The sequence below is a fragment of the Faecalibacterium prausnitzii genome, assembly GCF_019967995.1.
Taxonomy (GTDB): Bacteria; Bacillota; Clostridia; order Oscillospirales; family Ruminococcaceae; genus Faecalibacterium; species Faecalibacterium prausnitzii_E.
Genome location: NZ_CP065377.1, coordinates 554,468 through 572,573, shown reverse-complemented (window position 1 = coordinate 572,573; position 18,106 = coordinate 554,468). Strand labels below are relative to the sequence as shown.

At 50.6% G+C, this 18,106-nt stretch carries 14 protein-coding genes, 1 tRNA gene and 1 pseudogene; 6 read left to right on the top strand and 10 right to left on the bottom strand.

Annotated elements, in window-relative coordinates; genetic code table 11:
* Positions 1 to 3: 3 nt before the first annotated feature.
* Positions 4 to 2,097: an efflux RND transporter permease subunit gene (locus I5P96_RS02790; RefSeq protein WP_223382996.1), complete on the bottom strand. Its 2,094-nt coding sequence runs from the start codon at positions 2,095 to 2,097 to the stop codon at positions 4 to 6.
* Positions 2,098 to 2,350: 253 nt separating this feature from the next.
* On the opposite strand from I5P96_RS02790, the gene I5P96_RS02785 reads away from it, so the two are divergent.
* From I5P96_RS02785 to I5P96_RS02765, 4 genes and pseudogenes are all read left to right on the top strand, one after another.
* The gene (locus tag I5P96_RS02785) at positions 2,351 to 2,944 is read left to right on the top strand and encodes a TetR/AcrR family transcriptional regulator (RefSeq protein ID WP_223382995.1); all 594 of its coding nucleotides are present in this window, start codon (positions 2,351 to 2,353) and stop codon (positions 2,942 to 2,944) included.
* 76 nt (positions 2,945 to 3,020) lie between these two features.
* Positions 3,021 to 3,096, top strand: a tRNA-Val gene (locus tag I5P96_RS02780).
* A 312-nt stretch (positions 3,097 to 3,408) separates the two neighbouring features.
* Positions 3,409 to 4,566 (top strand): XRE family transcriptional regulator, encoded by a 1,158-nt coding sequence (locus tag I5P96_RS02775; protein ID WP_223382994.1) that lies wholly within the window; start codon positions 3,409 to 3,411, stop codon positions 4,564 to 4,566.
* A 198-nt stretch (positions 4,567 to 4,764) separates the two neighbouring features.
* Positions 4,765 to 4,986: pseudogene (locus tag I5P96_RS02765) on the top strand (DUF4869 domain-containing protein); the annotation flags it as partial.
* Positions 4,987 to 5,092: 106 nt separating this feature from the next.
* Here I5P96_RS02765 and I5P96_RS02760 read toward each other — a convergent pair.
* The 9 genes from I5P96_RS02760 to I5P96_RS02720 form a co-directional block, all read right to left on the bottom strand.
* Positions 5,093 to 6,025, bottom strand: coding sequence for a type I phosphomannose isomerase catalytic subunit (locus I5P96_RS02760; RefSeq protein WP_223382993.1), 933 nt, complete (start codon positions 6,023 to 6,025; stop codon positions 5,093 to 5,095).
* A 213-nt stretch (positions 6,026 to 6,238) separates the two neighbouring features.
* Positions 6,239 to 6,508 carry an HPr family phosphocarrier protein gene (locus I5P96_RS02755; protein ID WP_223382992.1) on the bottom strand — a complete coding sequence of 90 codons (270 nt, stop codon included), beginning with the start codon at positions 6,506 to 6,508 and terminating at the stop codon, positions 6,239 to 6,241.
* 25 nt (positions 6,509 to 6,533) lie between these two features.
* Positions 6,534 to 6,833: a PTS sugar transporter subunit IIB gene (locus I5P96_RS02750; RefSeq protein ID WP_223382991.1), complete on the bottom strand. Its 300-nt coding sequence runs from the start codon at positions 6,831 to 6,833 to the stop codon at positions 6,534 to 6,536.
* 29 nt (positions 6,834 to 6,862) lie between these two features.
* Positions 6,863 to 7,201, bottom strand: coding sequence for a PTS lactose/cellobiose transporter subunit IIA (locus tag I5P96_RS02745; RefSeq protein ID WP_204987146.1), 339 nt, complete (start codon positions 7,199 to 7,201; stop codon positions 6,863 to 6,865).
* Complete coding sequence (locus I5P96_RS02740; RefSeq protein WP_223382990.1) at positions 7,198 to 9,168, bottom strand: BglG family transcription antiterminator; 1,971 nt, start codon at positions 9,166 to 9,168, stop codon at positions 7,198 to 7,200. The genes I5P96_RS02745 and I5P96_RS02740 overlap by 4 nt, the downstream gene beginning before the upstream one ends.
* Before the next feature lie 30 nt (positions 9,169 to 9,198).
* Complete coding sequence (locus I5P96_RS02735; protein ID WP_154244623.1) at positions 9,199 to 9,405, bottom strand: hypothetical protein; 207 nt, start codon at positions 9,403 to 9,405, stop codon at positions 9,199 to 9,201.
* A gap of 46 nt (positions 9,406 to 9,451) precedes the next feature.
* Positions 9,452 to 9,760, bottom strand: coding sequence for a hypothetical protein (locus I5P96_RS02730; protein WP_223382989.1), 309 nt, complete (start codon positions 9,758 to 9,760; stop codon positions 9,452 to 9,454).
* 57 nt (positions 9,761 to 9,817) lie between these two features.
* Complete coding sequence (locus I5P96_RS02725) at positions 9,818 to 11,254, bottom strand: glycoside hydrolase family 1 protein (RefSeq protein WP_223382988.1); 1,437 nt, start codon at positions 11,252 to 11,254, stop codon at positions 9,818 to 9,820.
* A gap of 141 nt (positions 11,255 to 11,395) precedes the next feature.
* Entirely contained in the window at positions 11,396 to 12,724 is a 1,329-nt protein-coding gene (locus I5P96_RS02720; RefSeq protein ID WP_223382987.1) for a PTS sugar transporter subunit IIC, read from the bottom strand.
* A gap of 469 nt (positions 12,725 to 13,193) precedes the next feature.
* Between I5P96_RS02720 and I5P96_RS02715 the strand changes: the two genes are divergently transcribed.
* Positions 13,194 to 13,463, top strand: a complete 270-nt coding sequence (locus tag I5P96_RS02715) for a hypothetical protein (protein ID WP_223382986.1) — start codon at positions 13,194 to 13,196, stop codon at positions 13,461 to 13,463.
* Between the two features lie 101 nt (positions 13,464 to 13,564).
* Entirely contained in the window at positions 13,565 to 18,034 is a 4,470-nt protein-coding gene (locus I5P96_RS02710; RefSeq protein WP_223382985.1) for a hypothetical protein, read from the top strand.
* The last annotated feature ends 72 nt before the right edge of the window (positions 18,035 to 18,106 follow it).

Below are 18,106 nucleotides of genomic sequence, written 5' to 3'. Positions count from 1 at the left end.
TGATTACTCCTTTTCAGATTTCGAGGCGGGTTCAGGGACCAGCCAGTGCAGGGTGGTGTGGCGGATGATCCAGTCCAGCAGCATCAGGGCAGCGGGCAGGACGATCAGGATGACAGCCATGCTGATGAGTGCGCCGCGGGAGATGAGCAGGCAGATGCTCTTCAGCAGCTCCATCTTGCTGATGGCTGCCACACCGACGGTGGCGGCGAAGAAGGTCAGGCCGCTGGTCAGGATGGACTGGCTGCAATGCTCCAGCGACTGCTGGGCTGCTTCCTTCGGGGTGCGGCCGTAGCTGCGCTCCTCGTGGTAACGGGTGGTCATCAGGATGGAGTAGTCCACGGTTGCGCCCAGCTGGATGGTGCCGATGACGATGCTGGCGATGAACGGCAGCTGGGTGCCGGTGAAGTACGGGATGCCCATGTTGATGGAGATGGCAGCTTCAATGCTGGCCACCAGCAGCACCGGGATGGACAGGCTGCGGAAAGAGATCAAGATGATGGCGGCAACGGCCAGAATGGACCAGACGTTGACGTTCTTGAAGTCCACATCCGCGACCTCGATCAGGTCTTTGGTCATGGCACCCTCGCCGGTGATGACGCCTTCGGGGTCCACCGCTTTGATGGCGGCGTTCATCTCGTCCAGCTGGTTGTTGATGGCGTTGGTGCCGGTCTTATAGGAACTGTTGGCGAGGATGAGCTTGTACCCGCCGGATTGCAGGATCTCGGTCACGCTGTCGGGCAGCAGGCCGGTATCAAAGCCGGGGCCGGTGACGGAATCCAGGCTGATGACCTGAGTGATGCCGTCCACGTCCTTGAGTTCGTCGCACAGGTCGGAGACCTGGGTGGCGGTCAGGTCGTCATGCACCAGAATGAAGTGCGAGGTGGTCATGCCGAAATCCTCGCCCAGCTTGTTGGTGCCGACGATGCCGGTCAGGTCCTGGGGCAGCGAATCGAACAGGGTGTAGTAGACTTCGGTCTTCTGCTGTGCCGCCACAAAGGGCACCAGCAGCACGAGGAAGACCGCCACAATGGGGGCTGCATGTTTGGAAACGAAGTAGCTGGTCCTGGTCAGCTGCGGGATGATGGTGCGGTGCTTGTATTTCTCGACCCACTTATCAAAGGTCAGGATCAGCGCCGGCAGGATGACGACGGTGCAGATAACGCCCAGCGCCACGCCTTTTGCCATGACGATGCCGATGTCGCGGCCCAGCGTCAGGCGCATGGCACACAGGGCCAGGAAGCCTGCGATGGTGGTCAGCGACGAAGCGGAAATGGAGGTCATGGTCTTGCAGATGGCGCTGACCATGGCTTCCTCATTGGAGGAGCGAAGCTCTTTTTCCTCCTGATAGCGGTGCAGCAGGAAGATGGAGAAGTCCATCGTGACGCCCAGCTGCAGCACGGTGGACAGCGCCTGGGTGATGTAGCTGATCTGGCCGAGGAAGATGTTCGTGCCAAAGTTGTACACGATGGGGAACAGCAGGCCCAGCATGAACAGCACCGGGGTGATGGTGCTCTCCAGCGAGAGGAACAGCACCAGCATACTGGCGCCCACAGCGCACAGGATATACAGCGGCATCTCTTCATTGATCAGGGCCTTGGTGTCCTGCAGGATGACGCTCATGCCGCCAAAGAAGGTATCCTTCCGGAGCACCTTCTTGATCTCCTTGACCGCGTTCATCGTCTCGTCGCTGGCGCTGGGGCCGTCGAACCGGACGATGAGCATGGTGGAATCATTTTTGCCGAACATGAACTGCTGGATGTCCGCCGGGAGCATCTCAGTAGGGATGCTGGGGTCGATCACATCGCTCAGCCAGAAGGTCTGGGTGACACCGGGCACGGCGTCGATGTCCTTCTTCATGGCGATGAGCTCGTTCGTGGGCAGGCCCTCGACCGTGATCATACCGGTGGAGGCCAGATGGAAGTCGTCCTCCAATGCCCGTTCGCCGATCATGGAGTCAAGCTCCTGCGGCAGATAGGTGAGGACGTCGTAGTTGATGCGGGTGGCAACGGCGCCTATCGCGGAAGGGATCAACAGCAGGATGGCTACTGTTAAGATCAGTTTGCGCAGACGCACAATGCCCTGTGCGATCTTTTTCATGAAAACCCTCCATTGAAATGTTGGAACAGAATTGGCGCTCAAAAATGACTCGCAGTCACTTCTGAGCAAGCACTATTATAACCAGCTGGCGGAAAGTGTCAAGACAAAAACTGACCAAACGTCAGTTTTTTTATCATCCACTGAAAATTGTCTAACACCGATCGGCTATTTGGGGCTTGCACCGGGAGGAAAGCATTGCTAAAATAATGTTTACACGACAGAACATCGCAGAAAAGAGGAATCGACCCAAAGCATGAATACCGTGGAAGGCAAAAAGCAGGAAAAGCGCCGGGCGCTTCTGGATGCAGCATACGAGCTGTTCCTGGAGCGGGGCGCATCCAAGACCAGCGTGGAGGATATCACCTCCCGCGCCAAGGTGGGCAAAGGCACCTTCTATCTCTATTTTGCCGACAAAGGTGCTGTGACCCAGGCGCTTCTGGCCCGCGTGAGCTACCAGCTGCTGGACGACGCCGTGACGGCCTGTGAGCGCACCAGCGCGCCGATGGATTTTCCCGACAAGATGATCTTCGTCATCGACCACATCATCGAGGCCCTGCGGAACGACACCCTGATGCTCCGTTTTCTGGAGCGCAGCTTCGTCTGGCCGGGGCTGGACAAGATCGAAGCCTCCGGCGAGGCCGAGCCGCTGATGTGCAAACTGCTCCACGCCATCATGTCCAGCCCCGAAATGGCCGGCCTGACCGAGCGCGAAGTCTATCAGCGCATCACGGCGCTGGGCAGCATGTGCATGTCGGTGTGCTACTCGTCCATCCTCGAAGGCAAACCCGACCACATCGACGCCATGAAACCCGTGCTCTACAACATCATCCGGAAGGCTCTGCAATGATTTTTGCAGAAATTTGTAAAAAAGGCTTGCAATCCGGCCAAAGATGTGGTATCATAACCAAGTCGATACGACATCTGGACGGTTAGCTCAGCTGGTAGAGCATCTGCTTGACGTGCAGGAGGTCACAGGTTCGAGTCCTGTACCGTCCACCAAACGTAAAGCCGTTTACCTGAAAGGGTAAGCGGCTTTTTCTTGTATCTACGTGCTTTTTGATATGCAAAAGTGAAACGGATTCACTTTTGCATATTGATAATGAAACGTGTAGGAGGCCCCCTTTTCAGTCGTTTGTAGCAAGTTTGTAGCAGATCTGTAGCAAAATTCGGAGAGTAACGGCAAAATGGCTCCGTAAACCCGATTTTTGCAGATTTTTTTGGTATAAAATTTTATCCTTGAATTTTGTGCAGAATGACGGTGGTGCTTTTCATTCGGATTCTGATGCCGTACAATAAAGGAAAAGATCATGGATGAAAGGAGAAATCGCTGTGCGCTACACCATCCGGCATTTTGATTTGCCGCTGCTTACCTTTGAAGCAAACATGGACAGTGCAGATACTGGCCTCCATTTTATAAAGGTCTACGAAGAAAACCGTTCTTTTCTACCTTTGAATCTGACTGTATCAGAAGATGGTGTAGAACGCTGGCTGCGGCATCGCGCAATTCCGAAGAACCGAGCGTATGTAGACGCTCTGCTCTCTAAGGTGGGGCTTTCTTTGAATCGACCGCTTGGAATTATTGCAGCCAATAAAGGTCTTTCACTCAATGATTGCTTTTGGGTAGATGCAGAGGGCTCCGGTGACACCTTTGAAAAAGTAAATCTTTACGATAACCGATTCAGTCAGGTGCTGGCAGTAATCGCCTTTACAGGATATGGCAGCAGCATACGAACTTCGCTTGCGTCCTGCCCGGAGTTCTCGACCAACGGGATGCTGCCAAAATGCTGGCGCAGACAAAACGGAAAAATCTATCTTTATAAAGGTGGCACGTCAGGGTTCAGCAATTTTGGATTTGAACCGTACTCGGAACTGTATGCTTATCAAGTTGCACAGGTGATGGGCGTGAATGCGATTCGCTACACCCTGACAAAAGATCTGAAAAGGACGCTTTGTTCCAAGTGTGAACTGTTCACCAGCAAAGAATATTCTTATATTCCCATCGGACAGCTTGTGTCCAAAGGCGGAATAAAAGCGATTTTAGCGTATTATCAGACGTTAGGGCAGAACTTTGTGGATGCACTGGAAGATATGCTGGTCTTTGATGCAATCATCTGCAATACAGACCGCCACTGTGGAAATTTTGGTGTGTTGGTAGATAATAAGACCAACACGATTGCGGCACCCGCACCGCTGTTTGACCACGGAAACTCGTTGTTCAGTCTGGGTGGAACGGATCTTTGGGACAACCAGAAAGCATTTGATGAATATGCCCGCACACTGCTTCCGCTTGCATACGATGATTTTTTTGCAGCTGCAAAGAGTGCAATGAAACCTCGTCACCGTGCAATGCTCCATAAGCTGCTGGATTTCCATTTTGACCGTCGGGCAACACGGTATAACCTGCCGCCGAAGCGTCTGAAAATGATTGAGAAAGAGGTTCAGCGCAGAGCAAGAGTGCTTTTAAGGTAAAAAGGAAATCGCCAAACGTGAGAGATTTTCTCTCATGCATTGGCGATTTTTTGTATATCTGAAGCTGTCACACCGTGCCAGTTCATCGGGATCGGTCATGGAATACTCAGTAAACATATTTAGCGCAGAGTGGGAGCCGTACTTTTTAATAGGCAAGATGCCTGTCATGTAGGCCAATGCAACGTAACGGCTTCTTATTTCAAATACGATTACGAGGAAGACTGGATCGCTGACCCGATGGTCAAGGAAATGATTCAGGATGTGGATAAGTCTACCGTTATCGACAGTGGTGTCATTGATAGCCCGGTCTTGGGAAAAATTCCGCCGATTGGTTTGTCTGGTGGTATAAAGACCCTGATTTTGGTAAAGTTTGAGCCAGAGAAAGTGTTCAATGCATCGACTTGTGGTGACCATCACTGACTTAACGGCGTTAGTTTGAGTGGCCTTTCACTATTCTGAAAAAACATCAAAAAATATCTGATGCCATTATAAGTAGTCCAACAAAACCTATTTATACCAATTTCCTTCAGATAGTACCAACGCGGGTCTTTAGAATCACGGTGTTTCCCTCCACGCGATAGGAACCACTGTTTGCGGGCAGAAAAAAGCTATCCCCTTTTTGCAGCGGCATCTTCTCGTTTTCTCCGATCAGAGTACCATTTCCGTCCAGTATCACCAGTGAGGTGAACGACTCGTCATCACATACATCAGTAAAACTACCGGTCATGCGGTCTACCGTAAAGTACTCGCACCGGATCAGATGCCCACCAAAATTATAATCGTCACGCGGCGGTGTCCGCTTTGCAACATCCTCCGCTTGTTCTGTGTGCAGCTGACGCGGTTTGCCGGTGGCATCCCTGCGATCATAATCGTAAACGCGGTAGGTCACATCCGAATTCTGCTGGACTTCGGCAATCAGGATCCCTTTTCCGATAGCATGGACTGTGCCGGATGGGATATAGAAGCAATCTCCTTTGCATACAGGTACTGCATTCAGCACCTCAGGCAGCGTATTATCTTCGATTCGCCTGGCAAATTCCTCCCGGGTGATTTGCTGCCGGAATCCATAGTATAAAAATGCTCCCGGCTCGGCATCCACAACATACCACATCTCTGTTTTACCATACTGATGTTCGCGGTTTATAGCATAGAAGTTGGAGGGATGTACCTGAATGGACAGCGGCTGTGCTGCATCAATCAGTTTAATCAGAATCGGGAAAGGATGAAAAAGCATTCCAAAGCTGCCCAGTACCTGCGGACCTTCCGCATCCAGATACTGCTGCAGCGTTTTGCCGGAATAGGTTCCGTTTTCAATCATGCTGGGAGCAGACGGATGACAGGATAACATCCACGCCTCCGCAATGTTAGCACCTTCGTACTGCATATGATAATCTTTTCGCAGACGCTGTCCGCCCCAGATCGTTTCGCGACAGGCGGGCTGTAATTTCAGTATAGCCATAGTCTGGCATCCTTTCTGTTTTGTTATAGCAGGTTGTATTTTTATGATGCTCCAATGGTTTAAGATGAAGACGACATGAGAAAATCGCTCATATCAACTTACGAATTAACGTTATATTTTTTGCAAAAAATGCAAAAAAGCAGCCCGGATCCTTCGTTCCGGGCTGCTTTTCAAGGAGGAATCTGTTCTGCTGCATCCCGCAGCGTAAGATAATTACAATTTTTCGCTGTTCAGCAGTTCCTGCATTGCCGTGGTCACAGACTCTTCATTGGCACCTTCTACCGTGATGTGCAGTACATCCCCGGGCTTTGCACCAAGGCTCATCAGTGCCATCACACGGGCAGCGTTTGCTGTTTTGGAGCCGCCAATCTTAGCAAAACTGATCTCGCAATCCGGATGTGCCTTGGCAAGCTTTGCAATCTGACCAGCTGGTCTGGCATGGATGCCCAGCTGATCCTGCACAGTATACTCAAACTCTTTCATTGTTCCGGTTCCTCTTATACAAAAATCACTTGTTGGCAGCGGCCGTGCGTGCCAGTTCCATGCAGCCCTTGCCATCCATGCGACCATAGGTCTGCATAGGGATCACACCAAAGCCCTTACCCTTCTGCTCACACAGAGGCTTATATTCCTTTTCCAGATATCGCACCTGCGGACCCAGCAGCAGCACATCCCAGTCATCCAAAATATCCGGCACGGTACGCACAGGGCGTGCCTCGATGACATCGGACGCATCGGCAAACTTTTTCATATTATTGACCAGCAGACTGGTGGACATGCCTGCGGAACAAGCTAACAGAATCTTCATACTACTTACTCCCTTTCTGAATCATGATTTTACTTGCTTTCTTTCAGGGTCTGCACCGTCTGGTACAGATCCATAAACTGCTCGGCCATATCGCGCATCACCTGTGCCATGGTCAAATGGTCCTGTGCGTGCACCAGAATGATGTTTACGGGCACAGGATTGCCTTCGGCCTCCTGCTGCAGCATTTCGGTCTGGGCATCGTGGGCTTTTACCATGGTCTCATCGGCGGCAGCCAGATGCTTGCGGGCACCTTCAAAATCTCCCTGCTTGCAGCAATCAATGGCCTGCATACTTTCCGCCTTGGAATCGCCTGCAATGCCAATCAGGGTAAAGGATGCCTCGTATAGTGCTTCCATATCTTCGCTCATAACGATTCATACTCCTTTTGAGTCTTGCTGTTTTGTTTTTGAGTTTTATTCTCTCTGCTTCCACCGTTTTCCCCACACAGAAGCCGCATGAACCAAGGGTAATCCCGGCATTGGATCAGGCTTTTCACACGGGCGGTATCCTGCATGAAGGAGGTAATGGACAGATAGAACTTCTGAAGCTCAGGGTGCTCCCCATCTGCGATAGAGATAAGCAGCAGCACCTGTACATCGTTTTCTACCCAGCGAATGGGTTCGTCCAGAATGCCTACAGCCACAAAGGTATTTTCACTTAATACCTTGTACGCGTGCGGGAATGCCACAAGCGGGCAGAAATCCGTGCGGGCAAGTTCTTCGCGCTTAAGTACCGCCGAATAGAAACCCTGCGGCAGCGGCATTACCCGGTCGATCTGCGTACATAGATTAAAGATGGCTTCTTCCTTAGTACGGCCTTCCACATGGGGGAAAAACAGCTCCGGCCGATAATATGCGGACAGAAAATCTGCTGAGCTGCCTTCCAGAATGCTCTGTACGACCCGCATACTGGACTGGTTGAGAAAATCCTCTACCCGGATAATGGGAACATTCACCTTCTGGTGGATGGGCACTGTGGAAAAGATGTAATCGATCTTGGAAAAATCATATTGTTCCAGATGAAAAACGTCGCATACTTCGATGTTGTCCAGATACTTGGAAAACTCTTCCTCGAACCGATAGGCAATCAGGCGGGAGCTTGCCCCACCGGAAGAGCACACTACCAGAACGTTCTTTTTTTCAAAGCCCTTCCGTTCCTGCTCCAGTGTGAGTTGGAAAATATAGGCCAGAAACCCGATTTCGTCCTCCGAGACGTTCCGTCCATAGTGCCGATGCAATGGGATCGCTGCCTGTTCGGCCAGTGCATACGCCAGGGAATAATGCTTTTGCACCTCGCATAGCAGTGGGTTTTCAATGGGCATTCCATAGCGCAGACGAATATCCATTGCGACCAGATGCTGTCCCAGATTCATGCGCAGCAGAAAGTTTGTGCTGTAATCCAGCTTGAAGCTTTCGTAGATGGATTCCAGCATATCGTCCACCAGCGCCATGATCTCCGGAGCGATGACCACGTTTTCATCTTCGCGGTCTGCGCTGCTGTAGTTGCATTTGCCGGCAATATTCAAGGCCAGAAACAGCACCTCCGGCTCCGGAAGACGAATATCGAACTGTGCTTCCAGCAACTCAGCCAGATAGTGGGCGGCAGCATACACATTCTCGTTGATGTCCGGTGCGCTGTCCTCTTCCAGCAGTGGAATAAATGCGTGCTGTAATGCGCGGTGAATGGTTGCAAAAATGGTGTTGACCAGATTGCGGAAGTTGATCTCGGAAAAATGCAGTGCGTGTTTGTGCATAGCACTCATCAGACACTGCGATATGCGCTGTGCCATATTGCGATAGCCTGCACCGCCGTCCGGCATCATATTGTTGTAATTGGCCAACACGTGTGCCGTGCAGTTGCGGATATCGATCTCTCTGCCAGTAACGCGAATGCCATAATTCGGACGCCGCAGGATCGACAGATGATACTTGGCCAGTTCTTCCTCTACCTGATGCAGGTCACCGGAAATGGTATACTTGCTGACGTATAACTCCTCGCTTACATCATCCAGCTTTACATAGTCTACTTGACCGAGCAACAGCACCAGCAGGTAACGTACCCGTTCCTCGCTGCCGGAAGGAATAAAGTGTGCGGCAGCATTTTCTCCGCTGCTCAGGGTCTCAAACAGAGCACGGTCATTCACCTGCAGAAGATAGCCATGGCGGGTGCGAGCCAGAATGTCCGCACCATTTTCCTGCAGCTTTTCGCGCAAATCCTTTACCATGCCCTGCGCTGTCTTGGAGCTCACTCCCAGCGCTTTTGCCAATGTGCCGGAAGTGCAATATTCTGTCTCAGAAAGGGCCAGCAACAGTGCCCGCTCCTTCGCTCCTAACATTCGCACACTTCCCTCCATTCGGTGCCTTTATCAGGCGGTAGTACACTGGAAATAAACTGTGTTCAACTGCGGGTCTGCCTTGCACAGCTTCTTCAGCTCAGCAGCCTTCTCCTTGTCATCGCCGTTGGGAGCATTGAAGCTGAGCTTCATCCCCACTTTGGAAACGTACACAAGACCCAGACTCTCTGCTTTTTCACGGAAGAGATCCGCACGCAGCGGAGCATTTACGATAACCATAATTAGATTCTCCTTGCTTATTGAGTAAAGTTTGAAAAATGTTTTTTCAGAGCCAGTTCAGACGGAACGCAATAAAGTAGAACAGGATGAGTACACAGACCGCCGTTTGCACGTATTTTTCCCGCTGGCTGAATTCTGATTTTTTGCACCAGATACGGTATAGTGCATAGGGCGGAAACAGCACCACAAAGGGATAGGTGATTTTTTTGTACCGGGTAAAAACGTGAGGATCGTTGGGATCCGGCGCGTTCAGCTCGTCGCGCATTTTCTGGATGCGCAGCTGCTGTTCTGTGGTAGCCTGCGGGGTCACCTGATAATAGGTGGTCTTTTGCTTTTTCTTTTTCTGTGCTGCCATGTTTACGTCCATCCTTTCCTGCCTTCCGCAGTGTAGAAAGCATTGCGGCGCCACTGTTTACCGGTATTCGGCGCTGTCGTCCTCCAGATCAAAAGACTGCTGCTCAATAGTCTGTTTGTAGAAGAACGCGCTCTTTTTCAGGTGACGATCCCGGTTGTGCTCCAGATCGATCTCCACCAACCCATAGCGGTTCTTGAATGCGTTGCGGGGGCTTACGTTATCGGTAAATGCCCACAGCATATAACCCTGGCAGTTACAGCCCTCTTTAGCGGCGCGGATCGCACAGTCCAAATGTTCCTTGATGAAATCGATACGATAATCATCCTGAATGATGCCGCTCTCGCTCCGATAACGTTGCTCGTTTTCTACGCCCATGCCGCTTTCGGAGATGAACCAAGGCATATTGCCGTATTCATCGCGCATCCGAATGCCCATATCATACATGATCTCGGGACCAATCTCCCAGCCGCGGAAGGGATTCATACGGCGTCCCGGCATATCCCACTCTTCATAGTAGAAGTTGGGGTGGAAGGGGGCTTTGGGGTTCACTGCAGTGGTGCGCCCCTTGACACGGTTAGGGTGATACAGGTTCAAGCCCACCCAGTCCATAGTGTTTTCCTTGATATCCTTCAGCTCCTCGGGGGTTGCGTCCACATGGATACCGTGGCTTTCCAGCAGATCAAAGAACCCCGGCTGGAACTCACCCTTGATGGCGGGATCCAAAAAAACCTTGTTGTAGAACAGATCGTACATTTCCGCAGCTTCGCGGTCGTAGGCAGAATTGGAGCGGGGGTAGGCCATCTCCACATTGATGATGGTGCCAAATTTGCCGCCGGGCTGACGATAACCGCCTTCCTTGAACAGCTTCATCACGCGGTTGGTAGCCAGCGCTTTATTATAGTTCCAGCCCATCCACTTCTGGCTGTTCTGCTCAAAAGGCCAGCGCTCAGAGTCCAGATAAACGCGGGTTTGCACCACCACCGGCTCGTTGAAGGCAAACCAGTATCTTACCTTACGGCCAAACCGCTGGAAAGCAGCCTCGGCATAGCGGACGAACAGATCAACGACGTGTTTGGAACCCCAGCCGCCATATTTGATGAACAGCTCGCCGGGCAGCTCGTAGTGCTCCAGACAAATCATAGGCTCCACGCCTGCCGCGCGGCAGGCATCGAGCATCTTTTCAAAGTAAGCAGCATATTCCTCGTCCACAACCACCTTTTCGTAGTCGGTCAGGAACCGTGCCCAGTTCAAGGAGGTGCGGTAGCATTGCAGACCAATCTGCTTCATCAGATCCACATCTTCCTGATAACGGTCGTGGAAGTTGGTTGCTACAGCCGGGCCGTAGCCGTTGTGCCATGCACTTTTATGGTTTTTGTACCACAGATCCATGTAAGAATCCTGCGTATCCTTTTTGCCGTTCCAGCCTTCCGTTTGCCATGCGCTGGAGGCCGCACCCAGAAAGAACCCCTGCGGCAAAGTAACGTGTCTGAGCATAATTTTTCCTTTCGTCCCGTTCAAAAAATAAAAGTGCTGCCCTGCAGCCCGGGCCGAGCCACATGGACGGTCCCGACGCGGGCAGCGCTTTCAGATAGAAGTTAAGCAGTTCAGTCAAGTTGAAAAGGAATCGTGTGCGAATCAGGCTTCCTCTGCAACGGGTTCCTTGTTTGCCAGAATAACAAACGGGGTGTAGATCACCACGGAAACCACAATGCAGATCAGCTGTGTAATCACTGCGCCGATGCTACCGCCGGTGGACAGCCATGCACTGATGATCGGGGGCGTAGTCCAAGGCATAGCATACAGTGCTACACCTGCAAAGCCGATCTTGGTAGCAAAGTAGCCAATGGTGCCGTTGATCAGCGGGGTGATGATGAAGGGCAGAACCAGATAGGGATTCAGCACGATGGGCAGACCAAAGGTCATGCACTCGTTGATCTCAAAGATGCCGGGGCCGACGCTCAGTTTGGCGATGGCACGATAATCTGCACGCTTGGAGAACAGGAAGATCGCAATGATCAGACCCAGAGTACAACCGGAGCCACCCAGAGACATATAGGTGTCCCAGAAGCTCATGTTGATGATGTTGTACTTGCTCATGTCGGTAACGCCCTGTGCAATCAGGTCGGTGTTTGCCAGAATGGCTGCGTTCAGCAGCGGGTCACGGACAGCCTTGATGATCTGGTTGCCGTGGATACCGATGCACCAGAACAGCTGTGCCACCAGCATGAGGATCAGCAGACCGGGCAGACCCTGCATGACGCTTTCCAGCGGCTTCTGCAGGAAGGTATAAATCAGCTCGTAAAGGCTCTTATTGCACAGCTTGACCAGCGCAAAGTTGACAGCTGCGCAAATAAGAACGGTGAATGCAAACGGGCACAGAGAACTGAAGCTCTTGGTCACGTTGGCGGGCACGGTGTCCGGCATCTTAAAGTCGAATACGTGAGATTTTACAAACTTGCTGTAGATTTCCACCGAGACCAGTGCAATGACCATACCAAGGAACAGGCCGCGTGCTGCGGTGTAATCCTTGCCCAGCACATTGGGAACGGTGACCTGAACGTCATTTACAGTGGTCACAACGTAAGTAGGCAGGACCGAAATAAAGGAACATACAGCCACAACGCCGGAGTCCGGACTATCGCCTAAGCCGTTCTGCTTGGCAAGTTCCATACCGATCAGAAATACAGCAGCCACCGTAAAGAAGTTCAGTGTCGCGTAGTTGGCGGCGGTGAACAGATCAGTGAACATCCCAAGCCAGGACATACCGGGCAGCTTAGCCAAGCTGATACCAGTGGTAGTGGTAGAGCACACAACATTGGAGATCAGTGTGCAGAACGCGCCGGTCAGAATGACAGGCATTAAGGTATAGAATGCATTCTTGATGGATGCCATGTGCTTTTGGTTGCTGATTTTTCCAGCCACCACAAGCAGCTTCTCACTGGCGTTGTCAGTGAATTTGCTCATGTTTTGTCTCCTCTTTCTTGAATTTTTGACCTTCGTTGACTGAACGTCTTACATCTTTGTTTCCATTTGACCGATCGTGAATCAGGCAAACGGAAAACCGATCACATCCATATTGTACATAGTTTTGTCATAATAACTCAACAGAGGAATCTTCTCCAATAAGTTTCACAATTAAAGAACTTCCGCATAGTGTTATGTAAATCACCACGGCACAGGTTAAGGCTTAAAACAATCATTTGAACGCCGACCTTCCATTGCATTAAATCCTACGAACCAATGATACCGCGGGTGACCTGTGATTGCAACGGATCAATCGTCGAATATAGTGTTGAAAACAGATTTGTCGGCACCGGAGTGCTATTATTCTGTTTTCTAGGTTACCTGCAAATGGTGCCTGTAAACGGTGATTTCTGTTTTGAATCGGGCGCAAAGGTAAGCAAGAATGTAGTTGAGTACCAGAAAGTGAATTATGCAAACAAAAAAGAAAGCTGCCATCCATGAGAGAAAAATTCTCATGGATCGGCAGCTTTTCTCTTTGAAGCTGTTATACCTTCGTTGTGGTCAGAACCTCATTATTGACCAGCTGATTGGCCTTGTCAAAGACTTCGATCATCTGGTGGGCTTTTCGGATGGAGATAGACTTCATCCAGCGTTTTGGATTTGGGCGTGTGCCCGACAGCACGTTTCAGGATATCTTTGCACGAAAAGAAAACAGAAAAACAATAGTCAGCAGACGTAAAGCTATCATAATTTGAAACAAAAGCTCTTGACAGAAAGCTATTTGCAAAATATCCTTAAAAATAAGCAGAAACATTGACCTCTAAAAATAAGGAGCGGACGATGGCATTTGAATTAGGCGGACGCGCTGATAAGTTTGGCAATCGATACGAACGAAGATATTTCGTGTCTCTCATGGCAAAGGTTTTGCAGGGCGGCTTGCTGAGTGTACAGAGTGAGCCCACAGGTGACGATGAAAGCGGCACGGATATTATCGTAGAATACCAAGGCGGAAGGAAGGATTTTCACCAGTGTAAGGCACGCAACGGCAGCAATGAGCACTGGACGATGTCTGCGTTAGCACGGCATAAGGTGTTTCAGCATATCAAGGATCATATAAAGACGGAGCAGAATCGCTTTGTGTTTGTGACTGCACTTCCCTTTGTGGCGCTGAATGATTTGTGTCTGGCGGCCAGAAATTCGGACTCCTGTCAGCGCTTTGTAACGGATCAGCTGACGACGTATGGCCGAAAAAATCTATTCGATCAGTGGCGAAAAAATCTTGGACTGGGAGAGACAGCAGCGGATCAGGAACAGTCTGCATTCTATCTGCGGCAGTTTGAAATATGTACGCTCAGTGATGATTCGGTAGAGGGAGATCAGTGGAAATACGTGCTCGGCAGTATGTTCACCGGGAACCCGGATGATGTCTATGATGTCCTTTTGAACCTGACGGAGAACGATAATTATGGCAAAACGCTCACGGCGGGGACATTGCAGCAATATCTGGAACAGCGGGGATACCAGCGCCGGCTTCTGGCCTCCGATATCAATATCCCACTGCAGATCGAGCGTCTGAATCATCGGTTCAAGTCCCACTTCCGCCCCATCGGCGATCATCCTTTCCCCATACAGGAAGCGCACACGGTGTTGCAGACCATTCTGGCAGGCAAAAATGTTTTGCTCCTTGGCGATGCAGGCATCGGCAAAAGTGGTTGTGTGCAAGCATTGTTGGATGAGCTGGATAATGAGCATATTCCGTACTTGGCGCTTTCAGTTGACCAAAAGGTTCCCCAAGGCACACCGGAATACTACGGCGAAGCTTTGGGATTCAGGGCTTCGCCAGTGCTTTGCCTAGAGAGCCAGTTGGCCAGTGGTCAAATGGGAGTTCTCATCTTAGACCAGTTGGACTCCCTTCGCTGGGCGACCCGTTCATGCGAAGAAGCACTGGGCGTCTGCGGAGAGATGCTACAGCAGGTGCAGGCTTTAAGCTGCGGAGGAGACCGGACTGTCCGGGTCATTTTGGTCAGCCGCAAGTTTGACTACGAAAACGATTTGGCGCTGCGCAGGCTTTGCACATCGGCAACCCCTGAACAGTCTGGTCTCTGGGAGCCAATCGAATTGCACGCATGGGACGAAGAACGGGTGGAAACTTTTGTAGGCAAAGAACGTTATGCCTGTATGTTGCCAGCCATGAAACGCATTTTGCAGATCCCCTGTTACTTATACATCTGGCAGTTCCTGGAGGATGCACGAAAAGATAATGCGTTTGCTACTCCGGTTGACCTGATGAAAGAATGGAAAACGCAGATCATTCAGCATGGAGAACAAAAAAACATCCACGCAGATGCCATCGAGTCATTTCTAAACGTTTTACTGAGCTTGATGCAGGAAACTCCTTGTGTCCCGGAAATGGCACTCCCGGGCAACCAGCAGGTGCAGGAATTCCTGATTTCAGAAAACGTATTATACAGAAATGAAGGCTGTTTGGCATTTGTTCATCAAAGCATGGCCGATTACCTGAATGTAGAGTGCTGGCTGCAAGATATTCTGCACAGGAAAAAGGTGGAAGAACTTCTGCCTTCTTACAATGCCCAGGGGCCGGAATATCGGGTGCGGCTGCAGATGCTCTGGCAAGTGTTGCTGCGCGCTGGCACAACATTGTTTTTAGACAGAGCCGAAAGTTTTCTGAGCAGCAAAAACATCCGTTATTATTACAAGTGTACCGTTTGGGAAGCGCTCGGGCAGATAGAGGCTCCCGGAGAAAAAATCATGGCGTTCATTCAGGCGCACTGGAATGAAGATGTCTGGAGAGAAACAATCCTGCACCGTGTTTTCTGGGGGCACAGTGCATTTATTCGGCAGTATGTAACGGCCGGGTTTGCCGCATCTTGGGCCGACCCCACGGCGTTGTGGCTGCTGAGCCCGCTTGTGACGAGCGACCAGACTTTTGTAAGAGAGGCCGTGCTGCCCTGTATTGGAAAAACACCAGAAAACGACCAGAATATCTTAAGGCTGTTCTGGATGCACAAAAATCTGGAACGCCAAACGGTTGAACTATGTCTGCAGATTCTGAAAACACAGCCAACCCTGGGGCTGAATACCAGTGAGTACGAATCATGGGTGGAAACATGCCCTGATAAGGCGGTGGAATATCTGGCTCTTGTTTTTGGACAAACATTGTCACATCAGGAATATATCGCACCAAAATTCATGGAACTTTCCCAGAAACGCCCCAAGAGTGTACTGGAAGCTCTGTGTCCGTTGGTAATTGAGGCATCCAAAGGGGAGGAGGTTTGGATGCAATGGCGAGCATATAATAGACATTACGATGGTGTGCGCTGCTACGTAAAGCTGATACAGGATTCGTTGCAGCAGCTGGTACAGCAGGATCTGCCGTATGTAGAAAACTTTGTAGTGAATCACCTGCATACAGTATCTTGGCTGGAACATGAATGGATCTTAAAAACGCTCCTGCTTTTACCGGAACGAGACGCCACGCTAGCCTATCAATGGCTGATGGAGCAGTTCCCGGAACACTTTCTAGACACAACGAGCCCGGAAGAGCGGATGATGACCTATGCGGCAGAGGTGTTGAAAAAGTTTTCTCCCTTCTGGTCCGATGCCCAATTTGACCAAATGGAGCAGCGCGTTGTTTCCTATCACTCTCCCGATATGCTGGAAAATGCACGAGATCGGTTCAGCTTGAAAGCGTATTGGCCCTACTGGGGTAGCCTGCAGGAAGCGCTTTTGCCCGCGATGGATCCAGCCAGAAGCAAAAGCAAAGCGCTGCAAACTGTGCTGCAGCGTCGGAAAGAACAGGGTTTTGGAGATGTATGGTATAAAAAAGGAGGACTCATAGAAAGCTATATCGTTCGTTCGTCCATTGCAGATCATGCAGAAAAGCTGAGCGATGCGGCATGGATCCGATTGCTCACTTCTGACATGCCGCATCTATCACCTCGTGGTACCATTCAGCAGTACTTCCATCGGCCGGGACTGCAATCCTCTCCCAGAGAGTTTGCCCGGACACTGGAAAACTTTTTCGTCACAGAGCCTTTGCGGCTGGCTGGTATTGCAGAAAAACTACCCGAGCAGATTGATGCGCATTATTCGGCGGCAATTCTGAATGTATTCGCCAAAAAAGAAGTATTTGATGCGGTCGGGTTTGAAACTGTTGAAGCTATTGCAGAAAAATTCACACGTTGCATGACAGCGGAGATGGAGTATGAGCTGGCTTCAGGATTTTGCGGTTTACTGATCAACCACCCGGACGCCCCTTGGTCTGCTGAAAGCTATCAGCGTCTGCGCTTTCTGGCTGTTGCGCATAAAAACCCGCAGGAAAACATGTACAATATAACATCGAGTAACGACCCACAGAACAAATCCTGTCAGTGTCTCCAGGACAACGTGCTGAACAGCATCCGGGGGTATGCGTTCCGAACGATCGCAGAAACTTTATGGAAGTACCCGGAAAAAGTAGAGGATTGGAAGACCGTCCTCGAGCATGGTCTTCAGGATCCGCATCCTTCGGTTCGCTATGCCGTGATAGATGCACTTGCAGCAGTCAGTAGAGTAGACAAGCCTTTTGCCTGCGAAGGCTATTGGGAAGTTTTGCAGCAAGATCCGCGTTGCATTTTACACTATACATCTGGATGGTTTATCATGCAGCTTTACCCAGTCCATCCGGAAGAGTGCCGTGCCTGTCTGATCTGGGCGTTTGAGCAGAGCGAAACGGAGCAGGATCTTGTTCGTAATGCTGCCCATATTCTGGCTGAGCTGTGCATCAAGGGAAATCTCGATGTCCATGCCTACCTTTTCCAACGGCAGTATATGCCAGAGCAGGCCTATGGAATTTTGGATCAGTGTTTCGACGACCTAAACCAGGAGCCTAAGAACACCGCTGCCAAGCGGTTGCTGCTTTATACGCTGCAAAATTGCCAGGAAATCCCGCAGCATATCGTGTGGCAGTATTGTCGGGAGCCTGGGCCTCACGATCCGGACGTTTTACGGCTTTTTGTGGAACGGTGTGCAAACCGGGCTGAGTACGCTTTAATCCATTTTTTTCTGGAATCCAGAAAAGAAAACAGCCCTGCTTGGTGGGAAAATCTGTACACTTTTTGCGCCCGGGCCTGTGCGGATGCAACTAAGGGATATGGCCTTGCCGTCGATGATTTCTGCAAGCTTCCGTTTTTGCTGCTGGAAACAGCGGCTACTGTGCAGCAAAGAGAAAAAGCTCTGGACGTTTTTGATGAAACTTTCCGCAGCAATGTCATCCAGATGGAAAATTTTTTGCGGGAAACCAATCGATAATATAAAAACAGAAAACATCGTGTGTTGTGCATAGCGTAATTCTCATATAAAGCTCTTGCATGCATACTCCTG